This window comes from Streptomyces sp. NBC_00414, from assembly GCF_036038375.1.
Lineage (GTDB): Bacteria > Actinomycetota > Actinomycetes > Streptomycetales > Streptomycetaceae > Streptomyces.
The window spans coordinates 7,212,322-7,226,004 of sequence record NZ_CP107935.1; the positions used below are offsets into that span (position 1 = coordinate 7,212,322).

Sequence of the window (13,683 nt, forward strand, 5' to 3'; positions counted from 1 at the left end):
TTTCGGGGGATGGCTCCCGACTCCACCCGCCGCAGCGAGAAGTCCCGCCGCGCCATCTACGCCGCCGCCCTCGCCCTCGTGGGCGAGATCGGCTACCCCAGGACGACCATCGAGGGCATCGCGGCCCGCGCGGGCGTCGGCAAGCAGACGATCTACCGATGGTGGTCGTCGAAGGCCGAGGTCCTCATGGAGGCCTTCGTCGACCTGGGCGCCCAGGCGGCGGAGGCGGCCGGCGGGGACTGGGCCGAGGAGGACGGCATCCCCGACACCGGGGACCTGGAGGCCGACCTCAAGACGGTGCTGCGCGCCACCGTCGACGAACTCAACGACCCCCGCTACGAGGCCCCGGCCCGCGCACTCGCCGCGGAGGGCGTGGGCAACCCCGCCTTCGCGAAGGAGTTCGTGGCCATGCTGCTCATGCCCTCGCTCGAACTGTACGTACGGCGCCTGAGGGCGGCCCAGGGAGCGGGCCAGGTGCGTACCGAGGTCGACCCGTACATCGCGCGCGACCTGTTCGTCTCGCCCCTCGCCCAGCGCTGGCTCCAGGGCACGGGCCCGCTCGACCACGCCTACGCGAACAAGCTCGTCGAGTACGCCCTCTACGGCATCGCCCCCCGCTGACCCCACGCCCGGACCCGCGTCCACGCCCGGGCACCCACCCGTGCCCGGATCCGTACCCGCGCGCGAGTCCTCGTCCGGGTCCGGGCCAGCCGGCCCGGCGCGTCCGTGATGATCCCGTCGCAGCCGAGCGCGAGCGCGCGGTCGCGCTGTGCCGGGGTCACCACCGTGTGCGCCCACACCCGCGGGATGCCGGACCGGACGGCCCGTACGAGATCGCGGTCGCGGGCCTTGTGGTCCACGTCCAGGACGTCCACGAACGGCCGCCAGCGCTCCGGCCGGTCCGTACGCATCTGGTGGGCCGAGCGCCACAACTGCGACAGCAGCCCCAGGCGATGGGTGCGCAGCGCCACCGCGGGATGGTTGGAGTTGACCAGCACCGAGCGGGTCAGACCGCGTTCCCTGAGCATGGCGGCGATGGCCGCGAGACTCCGCGGATCCTTGGCCTCCAGCATCAGCACCACCCGCCCGCCGAACCGGTCCAGCACCTCGGCGAGCGTCGGCGGCCGCTCCGAACGCCAGCTGCCCGGCAGCGCGGCCCTGGGGCGCAGCCGGACCCCCTGCCAGTCCCGCCGGTCCAGCGCGTGCACCGGGCCGCCCATGTAGGTCGTGCGGTTCAGGGTCGCGTCGTGCATGACGACCATCGTCCCGTCGCGCAGCATCCGGGTGTCCAGGTCGAGCACCTGGGCCGTCCCGCGCTCGAACGCGGTCATGAGGCCCGTCATGCTGTTCTCCGGCACCTCCCGGGCGCCGCCGCGGTGCGCCGTGTAGACGACGCGGGGCAGCCCGGACACCGTGAGAGGGTCGGCGCCCCATTCCAGCGGGGTGATCGCCCCGCCCTGTCCCACGAGAGCCAGTGACGTGAGACCGGCGATACCCGTCAGCGCAGTCCGTGTGACCATGCCGACACCGTAGGCGGGCAAATCGTGTCAAAGTACGCAATGACACTCGATCACTGCCCCGGGCGGGCATCACCCCACCTACCCCGGATGTGGGCTCCGGCCCCCCGAAGCGCAGGATGGTGGGACCATGAGGCATGCTGTCCGCACAACAGCCAGGCGAGGGCATATATGAGCGCAGAGACGGGCCGCCGCTCCGGCGGGCAGAGCAGGATCTCCCAGTGGTTGCGCGGTCGGCGCCCACGACCGGACGCCGCGGACGACTCCGCGGGCCGTGAGGAGCTGCTGCTCGCCGCCGCGGGAGCCGGGCTGCCGCTCGCGCCGGCCGCCCATCCCTCCGCCTACCGATGTTCCTGTGACCGCGTCGGGTGTCCGACCCCCGCGCGCCACCCCGTCTCGTTCGCCTGGCAGACGCAGTCCACGACCGACCGGGCGCAGATCGAGCGGTGGGCCCGGCATCAGCCGCTGGCCAACTTCATCACCGCGACCGGCATGGTGCACGACGTGCTGGACGTGCCGGTGGAGGCCGGGCAGGAGGCGCTGGACCGGTTGCTCGCCTCCGGGATCGAGGTCGGGCCCGTCGCCCTGTCGGGGGACGACCGGATGCTCTTCTTCACCGCCACGCGCGGTACGCCCGAGGACGAGGACGAGTGGTGGCCGTGCGAGCTGGACTGCCATCCCGAGACGATGGACGAGCATCCTGGGCTGCGGTGGCACTGCCGTGGGTCGTATGTGCTGGTGCCTCCGGCTCGGTTGCCGGGGGAGTTGACGGTGGGGTGGCTGCGGGGGCCTGAGCATCCGTTGCCGGATCCGTTGTCCTTGCTCGAAGTGCTGACGGACGAGTGTGCGCGGTATGCGGGGGTGGAGCGGGAGCAGGTTGCTGCGTGGCCCCTCCGGGGGTGACGGCGGGGTTCGTGCGGTTCCGCCGGGCCCCTCAAGGGCAAAAGACTGCGCCGTTCCCCGCGCCCCTGAAGACGACGGGACTGCGCCGTTCCCCGCGCCCCTGAAGGCGACGGTCTGCGCTGTTGCCCGTGCGCCTCGAAGACGAAAGACTGCGCCGTTCCCCGCGCCCCTTGGGGGTGGGGGTGGGGGCTACTGGCCCCTGGCGGCTGTCAGGCCCTGGATTCTGCTCAGGAAATTGATTCTTTGGTCCGAGGCGGACTTCGGGGGGTCCAGGACCGCCTGGTTGGAGATGGACTCCAGGGTCAGGGACTGCTTGGGTTCGCCGGTCAGCAGGGCCTTGACGTCGACGTTGGTGACGTTGATGGGGACGCCCGGGGCCGCCGTCTGCTTCTGGTAGTGGCGGGTGGTGAAGAAGACCAGGGCGCCGCCGTCCGCGGTGCGCAGGCCCACCGGGGCGTAGTCACCGGACGCCAGCGGCTCGTCGATGTACTGCTGGGCGAGGCCCGGCCGGGCGGCGCTCTTCGCGCGGTCGGAGCGCCACTTGGTGGTGTGGGTGCCGGGCGCGAAGGCGCTGCCGCCGTCCTTGAGGTACGCCGTGTACTGCTGGGGGAGCTTTCCGGGGGCGATCGCCAGATCGGTCGCGTCCGCCGTGACCGGCCGGGCGAAACCGCCCTCGTCCTTCGCGAACTCCGGTATCTCCTTGGCGGAGGAGATCGTCAGATACGCGACCTGCCACACCTCGTCCGCGTCGCTCCGGGTGAACACCATCAGCCAACGGTCCTCGCCGCGCCCCTTGTTGGCCTTCGAGTCGGTGACGAACCAGCGCGGCCAGCCCGCCTTCGCGGGGATGCTGAACTCGGTGTCGGTCAGCTTGAGGGGCACGTAGTTCGGATTGCCGCCCGGCTGGTTCCTGCCGCCGGCCTTCAGCTTCGCCCCGTCGATGTCCCCGAGCGCGCCGGTGACCCGGTCCGCGTCCAGGGACGGGTCGTTGGCGCCGTTCGCCTTGTTGTAGGCGGTGGTGAAGTCCCGCAGAGCACGCGCGGCCTCGCTCTTCGTGGCCCCGGGGACGATCTCCCGCTCCCCGTGCACGACCACGCACCCGCTCGCCGTCACCGACAGCACGGTCACCGAGGCCGCCGTCAGCGCGCTCCGGCCAAGTCCGCGAAGCCCACGAGGCTTACGAGGGCTGCGATCCCTGCTCATCGAGTCCTTCACCTTCCCCGTCCCGATTCCCGGAGGCGAACCCTACCGGGACCGGGAAGCGCGCGGACGGCGGGTTCACGTACCGCGCCCCTCGGCGCCCCCTGTCCGTCCCGGTCTCAAGCCTCTTCGCGTACCGGAGCGGGCGACTCGGCCCGGCCCTTTCCTGACCGCGAGGGTGCCAGGAAGAACGCGAGCGTCGGCACCAGGTAGAGGACCCAGACGACGACCTGGACGACGGTCGGGTCGGGCTGGAAGTTGAAGATGCCCTTGAGGAGGGTGCCGTACCAGCTGTCCGGGGGGACGGTCTCGCTGATGTCGAAGGCCTTGTCGGTCAGGCCGGGCAGGAAGTCGGCCTCCTGGAGGTCGTGCACACCGTAGGCGAGGACACCCGCGGCGACGACGACCAGCATGCCGCCGGTCCAGGTGAAGAACTTGGCGAGGTTGATGCGGACCGTGCCCCGGTAGAAGAGATGGCCGAGCACGACCGCGGTCAGGATGCCCAGCAGCACGCCGATCAACGGGCCCTGGGTGCCGTCGTTGGAGGCGCGCACCGAAGCCCAGACGAACAGGGCCGTCTCCAGGCCCTCACGGCCCACCGCCAGGAAGGCGGTGGCGACCAGCGCTGCGGTGCCCATCTGCAGGGCCGCGTCGAGTCTGCCGTGCAGCTCGGCCTTCAGGTGGCGGGCGGTGCGCCGCATCCAGAAGACCATCCAGGTCACCAGGCAGACCGCGATGATCGACAGGGAGCCGCCGAGGGCCTCCTGCGCCTCGAACGTCAGCTCCTGGGAGCCGAATTCGAGGGCGAAGCCGAAGGCGAGGGCGAGCGTGACGGCGACGGCGATGCCGATCCAGATGGGCTTCAGGGCGTCCCGGCGGTCCGTCTTCACCAGGTAGGCGATGAGGATGCAGACCACGAGGCTGGCCTCTAGGCCCTCGCGCAGGCCGATCAGATAGTTGCCGAACACGGCCTACGCCTCCTTGGGGTCGTGTGAATCGCCGGGGTTCTTGGCGAACAGCGTGCTGCCCCACCAGTCGTCCTTGTCGCGGACGCCGGGCGGGATCGCGAAGAGTGCTGAACCCACGTGCTGGATGTACTCGTTGAGGGCGTCGGCGGCCAGGCTGCGCTGGACCGGGATGAAGCCGGTGCGCACATCGCGCTGGTAGGCGAGGAAGAACAGGCCCGCGTCGAGGCGGCCGAGTCCGTCGGTGCCGTCGGTGAAGGAGTAGCCGCGGCGCAGGAGGGTGGCCCCGGCGTTGGTGTCGGGGTGGGCGAGGCGGACGTGCGCGTCGGGCAGCATCGCCTTGAGGAACGGCTTGTCGCGCTCCTTGGCCTTCCCGACGGGGGCGCCCTCGCCCTTGTCGCGGCCGAAGATGTCCTCCTGCTCCTGCAGCGAGGTGCGGTCCCAGGTCTCGATGTTCATGCGGATGCGCCGGGCCACCAGGTACGAGCCCCCGGCCATCCAGGCCGAGTCCGCGTCGGTGTCCTTCTCCTCGACCCACACGAATTTCTTCAGACGGTCGGTCTCGGTCCCCGCGATGTTGCGGGTGCCGTCCTTGAAGCCCATGAGGTTACGGGGGGTCTGGGCGTCCGGGGTCGTCGAGGAGGTCTTGCCGAAGCCCAGCTGGGACCAGCGGATGACGACCTTGCCGAAGCCGATGCGGGCCAGGTTGCGGATCGCGTGCACGGCGATCTGCGGGTCGTCGGCGCAGGCCTGGACGCACAGGTCACCGCCGCTGCGGTTCCTGTCGAGGTTGTCGCCGGCGAACCTGGGCAGGTCGACGAGGGCTTCGGGGCGCCGGTCGGCGAGGTCGAACTTCTCGAAGAGGGAGGGGCCGAAGCCGAGGGTGAGGGTCAGCCGGGACGGTGTCAGGCCCAGCGCCTCCCCGGTGTCGTCCGGTGGCGCCTCGGCGAGTCCGCCGTACGCGCCCTCGCCGACCGCCTGCCCGGCGGTCATCCGCCGGGCCGCCGCGGTCCAGTCCTTCAGCAGCTGGACGAACGCGGCCCGGTCGGTGGTCTTCACGTCGAAGGCGGCGAAGTGCAGCCGGTCCTGCACCGGGGTGGCGATGCCCGCCTGGTGGTGGCCGTGGAAGGCGACCGCGCCGCCCTCCCCGGCCGCGCCCGGTTCGTCGTCGCCGGAGCGGGCCACCGCCACCGCGCCACCGGCCACGGCCGCACCGAGCGCGAGTCCGGCACCGCCCCAGCCGATCAGCGCACGCCGCGACGGGGCGCCCGACGCGCTTCCCCCGGCCGACGCGCTTCCCCCGGCCGGCACGGTTTCCCCGGCCGAGACGGTTTCCCCGGCCGAGACGGTTTCCCCGGCCGGGGTGGCGGGTTCGGGCGCCGCGGCGTGTTCGGCTTCGGCAGGCGTGTCCGTCATGGCCGTTCCCTACTTCGTGGCGACGACGGCGGCGGCGAGCTTCGACAGCGGCTCGGCGAGCGCGTTCACCGCGTCCGAGAGTTCCTTCTGGTCCGCCTTGGAGACCTTGTCGTAGGAGGTGAACTCGTACGAGGTCTTGTCCTTGCGGTAGGTGTCCAGCAGGGTGTCGAGCGCCGCGAACTGCTTGTCCAGCTCGGTGACCAGCGCCGCGTCGTTCTCCTTCGCGACCGGCTTCAGCAGCTCGTACGACTTCTCGGCGCCCTCGACGTTCGCCTTGAAGTCGACCAGGTCGGTGTGCGAGTAACGCTCCTCCTCGCCGGTGACCTTGCCGGTGGCGACCTCGTCGAGGAGTTCCTTGGCGCCGTTGGCCATGGAGGTCGGGGTGATCTCCGCCTTGCCGACGCGGTTCTGCCAGTCGGTGAGGTCCTTGATCAGCTGGTCGGCGAGCTTCGAGTCCCGGTCGGTGAGCTTCTTGTCCTTCCACAGCGAGCGCTCCAGGCGGTGCCAGCCGGTCCAGTCCTTCTCCAGGTCCTGGCCCTCCTCCAGACCGTCCTCGCGCAGGTCGACCTTCGGGTCGATGTCACCGAACGACTCGGCGACCGGCTCGGTGCGCTCCCAGCCGATGCGCGAGGTGGCGTAGGCCTTCTTCGCGGCCTCGATGTCACCGGCCTTGACGGCGTCCGTGAACACCTTTGCCTTGGGCAGCGTCTCGTCGGCCTGCTCCTGCGCGTACTGCCGGTAGGAGGCGACCGCCGCGTCCAGGCGCGGATCGCGCTTCGCGGCCTTGCCGCCGCCGGTGACCGTGACGTCCTGCCGGATGCCCTTGCCCTTCATGCCGGGCTTGCACGCGATCCGGTAGTCGCCGGCCTTCACCTCGGCGGTGACCTTCTGGCGGGTGCCGGGGCCGATGTTCTCGCGCTCGGTGACGATCCGGTCGTCCGGGAACAGCAGGTAGACCTCGGTGACCTTGGAGCCCTTGTTGGTCACGTCCATCTGCACGTGCCCGGCCGGGAACTCCGTCTTCGACACCTCGCACTTGGTGTCCGTGGCCGTCACCTCGACGACGTGGTCCTCGCTCGACGCGTCGCTCTTCTCGGTGCAACCCGTGACAGCGGCCAGCGCCGCCGCGGTCGCGGCAGCGGTGACGACGGAGAGTCGGACGGCTCGCATACAGGCTCCAAGAGGGTCACAGGTCACAAGTCACAGGGCACAGGAAAAGCACAGGTACGGGGTGAGGCTTGCCTAACTTATCTGAGGCTTACCTGACTGAAAGCCGCCCGTCCAGTGATTCAGCTCTCATGGGCGTCGTACGGGCACGGCCCGGTCACGGAGGGGCTATCCACCCCCCACGTAACGGTCAAAGACGGGTCAAGAACCCCTGACAGGGGCCACCATGACCCCACCTGTGCGCGGGTGGGGGAACACCTCGACCGGCTGTTTGTAGACGTCCGAAAGCAGTCGGTCGGTGAAGACCTCCGCAGGCGCCCCGTCGGCCACCGTGCGCCCGGCGCACAGGATCACCACCCGGTGCGCGTAGGCGGCCGCGAGACCCAGATCGTGCAACACCACGACCACCGCGTCCCCTTCGTGCGCCCTTTCGCGGCAGACCCGCAGCACCAGCTCCTGGTGTCTGAGGTCCAGCGCGGCCGTCGGCTCGTCGAGCAGCAGCAGCCGGGCGCGCTGGGCGAGCACCCGGGCGAGCGCGACCCTGGCCCGTTCGCCGCCGCTGAGCGCCGAGAAGGGCCGGCCCGCGAACCCGGAGACCTCGGTGGCCGCCATGGCCGCGGCCACCGCCGCGTCGTCCTGATCATCCTCGGGCAGCCCGGCCCAGGGCGCCCGCCCCATCCGTACGACCTCCTCGACCGGGAAGGGGAAGGAGAGCGAGGCGGACTGGGGGAGCACCGCCCGGCGCAGGGCCAGTTCGTGCGCCGACCAGTCGGACACCGGGCGCCCATGGACCCGTACGACACCGTCGGCGGCCGGGAGGTCGGCGGCGAGCGCGCCCAACAGGGTGGATTTTCCCGCCCCGTTGGGGCCGACCAGTGCCAGTACCTCGCCCGCGCGGGCCTCGACGTCCACGCCGGACAGCACCTCGCGTGCGCCGAGCCGGACGTGCAGGGCCTGCGCCTCGGCGAGCACGTCGCCGGGGGCCACGGGCCCGGGAGGCGCGGCCCTCGTACGAAGCCACCCCGATCGCTTCCTCATGCCCAGCCTCCCTGCCTGCGACGGGTCCTGCGCAGCAGCCAGAAGAAGAACGGGCTGCCGAAGAGAGCGGTCAGCACACCGAGCGGCAGCTCGGCGGGCTCGGCGACGGTACGCGCCGCCAGGTCGCCCGCGAGCAGGACCACCGCCCCGCCCAGCGCGCTGCCGGGCAGGAGGAAACGGTGGCCGGGGCCCGCCGCCATGCGCAGCAGATGCGGCACGACGAGTCCCACGAAGCCGATGACACCGGAGACGCTCACGGCCGCGGCCGTCAGCAGCGCGACGACCAGGACCAGCACGACGCGGAGCCGTTCGACGTCCACGCCCAGGTGCCGGGCCGGGCGCTCGCCGAGCGCCAACAGGTCCAACTTGCGGGAGTACAACGGGGCGACGGCCAGACCGACCGCCGCGCACGGCAGCACCGCCAGCACCTTCGGCCAGGTCGCCTGGGAGAGCGAGCCGAGCTGCCAGAAGGTGATCTGGTTCACCGCCGCGGTGTCCGCCAGGAAGATGAACAGGCCGATCAGCGCGCCCGCGAAGGCGTTCACCGCGATACCGGTGAGGATCAGCGTCACGACCTCCGTACGGCCGCCCGAGCGGGACATCGAGTACACGAGCAGCGCCGTGCCGAGACCCGAGACGAAGGCGAAGGCCGGGACCGTCCAGGTGCCGAGGAAGCCCAGACCGAGCGAGATCGCGGCGACCGCGCCGACCGCCGCGCCCGACGAGACACCGATGACCCCCGGTTCGGCGAGCGGATTGCCGAACACGCCCTGCATCAGCGCGCCCGCGCAGCCCAGTGAGGCACCGACGAGCAGCGCGAGCACGATCCGCGGGAAGCGCACGTTCCACAGCACGGACTCAGGGACCCGGTCCAGTTCGCCGCCGCCGAGGCCCGCCCGGTGCGCGATGGAGGAGAGGACGTCACCGGGCGGGATCTCGTACGCGCCGAGTCCGGCGGAGGCGAGGGTGAGCAGCAGGAGAAGGACGGCCAGGGCGACCGTGAGCAGCCAGGGGGCACCGCGGCGGGGCCGCGCGGGAAGCCCGCCGACAGGAGGGGCCTGGGGAACGGCCTTGTCGGTCACGCTCACTTCGTGTCCCCGTACAACTGGCCCACGATGGACTTCAGTACGGCGTCCGTGCGGGGGCCGTAGTTGAGGAGGACGCCGTCCTCGATCGAGACGACCCGGCGGTCCATCCCGGCCGGGGTCTGGGCGACGCCCGGGATCTTGACGAGGCCGTCGATGCCGCCGACGGACTCAAGTCCCTTGGACATGACGAGGATCGCGTCGGGGGCGGCCTGGGCGAGGGCTTCGGTGGTGATCGCGGTGAAGTCCTTCTTCAGGCCGGACTCGGCGCCCGCGTCCACCGCGCCCGCCGCTTCGAGCAGCGAGGTCGCCCCCGAGCCCTTGCCGCCGATCAGATAGACGGACGCGGAGCCGCGGAGGTAGAGAAAGGCGACACGCGGTGCGTCATCGGTCTTCTTCGCACTCGGAACGTCCTTGCGCACGGCGGCGATCCGCTCCTCGGAGCGCTTCGTGAGCTCCTTGCCCGCGGCCGGTACGCCGAGCGCGCGGGCCACCGCCTCGATGCGCGGGCCCACGTCGTCGAGGCCCTGCGCCGGGTCGACGACGAGGACGGGTATGCCCGCGTCGCGGATCTGGCCCATCGCCTCGGCGGGCCCGGTGGTGGCTTCCGCGAGCACCAGATCGGGCTTGAGGGACAGCACGCTCTCCGCGGAGACGTCGTGGTTGCGGGTGACCACCGGCAGTTTCTCCGCCTGGGCGAAGGTGGCGGTGATGTCACGGGCGACGACACGGTCGCCGAGGCCGAGGGTGAAGACGATCTCGCTGAGGCTGCCGGAGAGCGGAACGATGCGTTCGGCGTCCTCGACCGTCACCTCACGGCCGTCGGACGAGCGCACGGTGACCGGAAGCCGAGGCTCCGGCGTGTCCGAGAGGGGCTCGACCCGATCCGCGGCGGCGCGGGCCCTCGTGTCCGGCGCGGCTGTCCCCTCATGGGAGGCGCACCCCGCCACCACAAGCACCGCAAGCAGTGCACCCGCCACTCGTGTCCGCATGCGTCGCACGGTCGTGTAGTCCCTTTCGCGTCGCTGGTCGGGCGCTGCACCGGCAGGGCTCGGCCAACTGTCTTTGCCTGTGGGGGCGCGGGGAACTGCGCGACCGGCCACGACGAACGGGCGGCCGACGAACAACCCCCGTCCCCCCTTCTGTCTCATCCAACGCTTCCCGTCCCGGCGGGCATAGCTTAGGTTAGCCTTACCTTTCTCGCCAGGAAGCGCCACACGGCATCCGGCCAGATCCACCCGCCCCGGAGGACACATGCCAGCCCGCCCGCACGCACGTACTCACGTGACCCTGCTCTGCGCAGCGGTACTCGCAGCGGTGCTCACGGCGCTGCTCCCGGCCGGCCAGGCCCACGCGGCGAGCCGTACCGTGCAGGGCGGCAGGCTGGACTGGGGCATCAAATCCTCCTTCCAGAGCTACGTCACCGGCCCGATAGCGAACGGCGGTTTCTCCCTCACCGGAGGCGCGGCCACGGTCGGCGGCAGCCAGTTCCGCTTCCACTCGGCGACCGGTACGTACGACGGTTCCTCGGGTGCCTTCGACGCCGGTTTCTCCGGCGGGGTCCACTTCCTCGGGCACAAGGAGGACGACGGCACCCACCAGCTCGACCTGACGATCAGCCGCCCCACCGTCCGCCTCGCCGGCAACGGCGGCACGCTCTACGTCGACGTCATCAGCAAGGCGAAGGGCACCGGGGCGGTCACGACGTCCTCGCAGGTGCCCTTCGCCTCCCTCTCCCTGGGCGGCATCGACATGAAGGGCGGGGGCAACGCCGTCCAGCTGAACAACCTGCCCGCCACGCTGACCGCCCAGGGCGCGAAGTCCTTCGCCGGGTACTACACGGCGGGCACCGCCCTCGACCCGGTCAGCCTGTCCGCGGACGTACGGGCCGCCGCCGCTGAACCGGCCCGCACCCCGTCCCCCTCACCGACCGGGTCCAAGGCCAAGTCGAAGACCGGGAAGGCGACTTCGGGCCGGATCGAGGACGGCGCCGTCGACTGGGGCGTGCGCAGGACCTTCCGCGAGTACGTCACCGGTGCCATCGCCGAAGGGGAGTGGAAGCTCTCCGGAGGCGCCCAGGACGGCGGTGCGCTCTTCCGTTTCCCGAAGGGGTCGGGCACGTACGACGAGAAGAAGCAGACCCTCGACGCGACCTTCGCCGGAGCCGTCCGCTTCACCGGCGAACAGGGCCTCGACCTGAAGCTCGGCGAGGTCCGGGCCAAGGTCACGGACGCCGGGAAGGGCACGCTCTACGCCGATGTCACGAGCGGGAGCGGTACGGGCAAGGCGGCAGGCACGGACAAGTCGGCAGGGGCGGACAAGGCAGCCGGTACCGACAAGGCGGCCAAGACCGACGAGAAGGTGCCGCTCGTCACCTTCACCGTCAAGGATTTCAAGCCGAAGAACGGCCTCGTCCAGGTCACCGAGGCACCCGCCGAACTCACCGCAGCGGGCGCCGATGCCTTCGGGGGCATGTACAAGGCCGGCACGGAGATGGACCCGGTGTCCCTCGCCGTCGCCCTGACCGACAGTGCCGAACTGCCCGCCCTGCCCGACCTGGGCAGCACGGAGTCGGCCACCCCCGAAGCCGCGGCCGCCGATCCGAAGAAGGCCGGGCCGAAGACCGAGGCCACCGCGAGCGATTCGGACGTCCCCGTCCTGCCCGTCGGGCTCGCGGTCGCATCTCTGATCGCGATCGCCGTAGCCTTCCTGATCATCCGCAGGCGCCGTACGCCGGTGGCGGCCGACGCCCCCGGCGAGAGCTGAACTTTCTTTCCTCGTCCGCGAGTCGAGCGGACTCCCACGTACTGAACACACCCTGAACCGAGGAGATCCACGACCATGGCCGCCAACCGCCGCCGCCCCATAGCCCTTGCCGCAGCCTGCGCGACCGCCGTCACGCTCGGCGCCACCGCGCTCGCCGCGACGTCCGCCTCCGCCGCCGAAGTGCCGCTCAAGGACTATGAGTTGACCTGGGGCATCAAGCAGACGTACCGCAACTACGTCACCGGCATGGCGGCCGGCTCCTTCACCCCCGAGGGCGGCGCCACGCAGGCCAAGGACAACGGCGCGTTCACCTTCGTCAACGGCACCGGGAGCTACGACTCCGAGGCGCACACCGTCGCACTCGGCTTCGAGGGCTCCCTGAAGATCGTCTCCAAGGCACACAACTTCGAACTCGCCCTGTCCGACCTGAAGTTCGACAGCAAGGACGCGAGAGTCACCGCCGACGTGACGAAGGCCGGTACGACCCAGCAGGACGTGCCGCTCGCCGAGGTCACCGTCAACCGCACGATGACGGACATGACGACCAAGCTGACCAAGGAGGCCGGGGACGTCTTCGGCAGCTCCGCCTACACGGGTGCGGCCGGCGACCCCCTGACGGTGCTGGAGAAGAAGCCCGAGTCGCCGAACCCGACGCCCACGGGCACCACCACCCCGCCGTCCACTCCGACCGGCACCCCCACGAGCACCCCGACCACCACCGTCACCCCGAAGCCGACGGGATCCACGACCCCGAAGCCCTCGACCACCGACGCCGACACCAAGGGGGCCATCTCCTACGGCACGCTCGGCTGGGGCGTGAAGCAGTCCTTCCGTACGTACGTCGTGGACGGCGTGGCCAAGGGCAGGATCACCGTGTCGGGCGGGGCGGAGCAGGCGTCCGGCAACGGCGTCTTCACGTTCGTCGACGCCACCGGCACCTACGACACGGACGCCGACACCCTCAAGGCCTCCTTCAAGGGCTCGGTCAACTTCAAGGGCCATGAGGACAACGGCAGTTACGGTCTGGACCTCACCCTCAGCGACCTGAAGGCGGAGATCGACGGCGGCTCCGGCGAGCTGACCGCCGACGTCGACAGCCTCGGCGAGAAGTCCGAGGACGTCACCCTCGCCGAGCTCAAGCCCAGGTCGGCCGACCTGACCGCCGAGGACGACGTCATCACCCTCGACGGCGTCACCGCCACCCTCACCAAGGCGGGCGCGGCGGCCTTCGGCGGCTTCTACCAGGCCGGTGCCGCACTCGACCCGGTCGACATCGCCGTGGCCCTGACCGAGGACGCCGAACTCCCGGACACCGACCCGACGTCGACCTCCGGGACCGGCGGCACCACGGGAGGCACGACCGGCGGAACCACCGGCGGCGCGGGCACGACCGGGTCCACCACGGGCGGTGTGACCGGCAATCTCGCCTCCACCGGCTCGGACGTCCCGGTCGGCGCGCTCGGGGCGGCCGCCGCGGTCACCGTCGCGGCGGGCGCGGGCGTGGTGTTCGCGGTACGCCGCCGCCGTCTGACGGACTCCACCCAGGCCTGACGTCCGGGGCCGGCACCCGGGCCCATACCCGGGGCCGGCACCCGGGGTTGGCCAGGAAGCGCCCGCGCACGCGTG

At 71.2% G+C, this 13,683-nt stretch carries 12 protein-coding genes; 4 read left to right on the plus strand and 8 right to left on the minus strand.

Translation table 11 applies throughout. The features are described 5' to 3' along the window. The first annotated feature begins 9 nt into the window (after positions 1-9). The gene (locus OHS59_RS31345; protein WP_328496698.1) at positions 10-621 is read left to right on the plus strand and encodes a TetR/AcrR family transcriptional regulator; all 612 of its coding nucleotides are present in this window, start codon (positions 10-12) and stop codon (positions 619-621) included. Here the strand turns inward: OHS59_RS31345 and OHS59_RS31350 are convergent. Beyond that, the gene (locus OHS59_RS31350; protein ID WP_328496699.1) at positions 600-1,520 is read right to left on the minus strand and encodes a glycerophosphodiester phosphodiesterase; all 921 of its coding nucleotides are present in this window, start codon (positions 1,518-1,520) and stop codon (positions 600-602) included. The two genes, OHS59_RS31345 and OHS59_RS31350, sit on opposite strands and share 22 nt — an antisense overlap. A gap of 168 nt (positions 1,521-1,688) precedes the next feature. Between OHS59_RS31350 and OHS59_RS31355 the strand changes: the two genes are divergently transcribed. Beyond that, positions 1,689-2,420: a bifunctional DNA primase/polymerase gene (locus tag OHS59_RS31355; protein ID WP_328496700.1), complete on the plus strand. Its 732-nt coding sequence runs from the start codon at positions 1,689-1,691 to the stop codon at positions 2,418-2,420. Between the two features lie 189 nt (positions 2,421-2,609). On the opposite strand, the gene OHS59_RS31360 is transcribed toward OHS59_RS31355, so the two are convergent. The 7 genes from OHS59_RS31360 to OHS59_RS31390 all read right to left on the minus strand — a co-directional run bounded on the left by OHS59_RS31360 (position 2,610) and on the right by OHS59_RS31390 (position 10,283). Next, entirely contained in the window at positions 2,610-3,623 is a 1,014-nt protein-coding gene (locus OHS59_RS31360; protein WP_328496701.1) for a hypothetical protein, read from the minus strand. Positions 3,624-3,739: 116 nt separating this feature from the next. Next, on the minus strand, positions 3,740-4,588 hold the full coding sequence (efeU, locus tag OHS59_RS31365) for an iron uptake transporter permease EfeU (RefSeq protein ID WP_328496702.1): 849 nt from the start codon (positions 4,586-4,588) through the stop codon (positions 3,740-3,742). 3 nt (positions 4,589-4,591) lie between these two features. Next, on the minus strand, positions 4,592-6,001 hold the full coding sequence (gene efeB, locus OHS59_RS31370; RefSeq protein ID WP_328496703.1) for an iron uptake transporter deferrochelatase/peroxidase subunit: 1,410 nt from the start codon (positions 5,999-6,001) through the stop codon (positions 4,592-4,594). 9 nt (positions 6,002-6,010) lie between these two features. Beyond that, positions 6,011-7,171, minus strand: a complete 1,161-nt coding sequence (efeO, locus tag OHS59_RS31375) for an iron uptake system protein EfeO (RefSeq protein ID WP_328496704.1) — start codon at positions 7,169-7,171, stop codon at positions 6,011-6,013. A gap of 198 nt (positions 7,172-7,369) precedes the next feature. Continuing rightward, on the minus strand, positions 7,370-8,206 hold the full coding sequence (locus OHS59_RS31380; protein ID WP_328496705.1) for a heme ABC transporter ATP-binding protein: 837 nt from the start codon (positions 8,204-8,206) through the stop codon (positions 7,370-7,372). Next, complete coding sequence (locus OHS59_RS31385) at positions 8,203-9,294, minus strand: FecCD family ABC transporter permease (RefSeq protein WP_443061533.1); 1,092 nt, start codon at positions 9,292-9,294, stop codon at positions 8,203-8,205. The genes OHS59_RS31380 and OHS59_RS31385 overlap by 4 nt, the downstream gene beginning before the upstream one ends. Beyond that, a complete protein-coding gene (locus OHS59_RS31390; protein WP_328496706.1) occupies positions 9,291-10,283 on the minus strand; it encodes a heme/hemin ABC transporter substrate-binding protein in 993 nt (330 codons plus the stop codon). Before OHS59_RS31390 ends, OHS59_RS31385 begins: the two co-directional genes overlap by 4 nt. A 262-nt stretch (positions 10,284-10,545) precedes the next feature. Here OHS59_RS31390 and OHS59_RS31395 point away from each other — a divergent pair, with 262 nt between their 5' ends. Together OHS59_RS31395 and OHS59_RS31400 are read left to right on the plus strand one after the other, a co-directional pair. Then, positions 10,546-12,057 carry an HtaA domain-containing protein gene (locus tag OHS59_RS31395; protein WP_328496707.1) on the plus strand — a complete coding sequence of 504 codons (1,512 nt, stop codon included), beginning with the start codon at positions 10,546-10,548 and terminating at the stop codon, positions 12,055-12,057. Between the two features lie 75 nt (positions 12,058-12,132). After that, positions 12,133-13,608 carry an HtaA domain-containing protein gene (locus OHS59_RS31400; RefSeq protein WP_328496708.1) on the plus strand — a complete coding sequence of 492 codons (1,476 nt, stop codon included), beginning with the start codon at positions 12,133-12,135 and terminating at the stop codon, positions 13,606-13,608. The last annotated feature ends 75 nt before the right edge of the window (positions 13,609-13,683 follow it).

Coding starts and splice junctions, on each gene's coding strand:
- efeO (WP_328496704.1), bottom strand. CDS start 7,171: ATGCGAGCCGTCCGACTCTCCGTCGTCACCGCTGCCGCGACCGCGGCG.
- OHS59_RS31350 (WP_328496699.1), bottom strand. CDS start 1,520: ATGGTCACACGGACTGCGCTGACGGGTATCGCCGGTCTCACGTCACTG.
- OHS59_RS31395 (WP_328496707.1), top strand. CDS start 10,546: ATGCCAGCCCGCCCGCACGCACGTACTCACGTGACCCTGCTCTGCGCA.
- efeB (WP_328496703.1), bottom strand. CDS start 6,001: ATGACGGACACGCCTGCCGAAGCCGAACACGCCGCGGCGCCCGAACCC.
- OHS59_RS31360 (WP_328496701.1), bottom strand. CDS start 3,623: ATGAGCAGGGATCGCAGCCCTCGTAAGCCTCGTGGGCTTCGCGGACTT.
- OHS59_RS31355 (WP_328496700.1), top strand. CDS start 1,689: ATGAGCGCAGAGACGGGCCGCCGCTCCGGCGGGCAGAGCAGGATCTCC.
- OHS59_RS31390 (WP_328496706.1), bottom strand. CDS start 10,283: ATGCGGACACGAGTGGCGGGTGCACTGCTTGCGGTGCTTGTGGTGGCG.
- OHS59_RS31380 (WP_328496705.1), bottom strand. CDS start 8,206: ATGAGGAAGCGATCGGGGTGGCTTCGTACGAGGGCCGCGCCTCCCGGG.
- OHS59_RS31345 (WP_328496698.1), top strand. CDS start 10: ATGGCTCCCGACTCCACCCGCCGCAGCGAGAAGTCCCGCCGCGCCATC.
- OHS59_RS31400 (WP_328496708.1), top strand. CDS start 12,133: ATGGCCGCCAACCGCCGCCGCCCCATAGCCCTTGCCGCAGCCTGCGCG.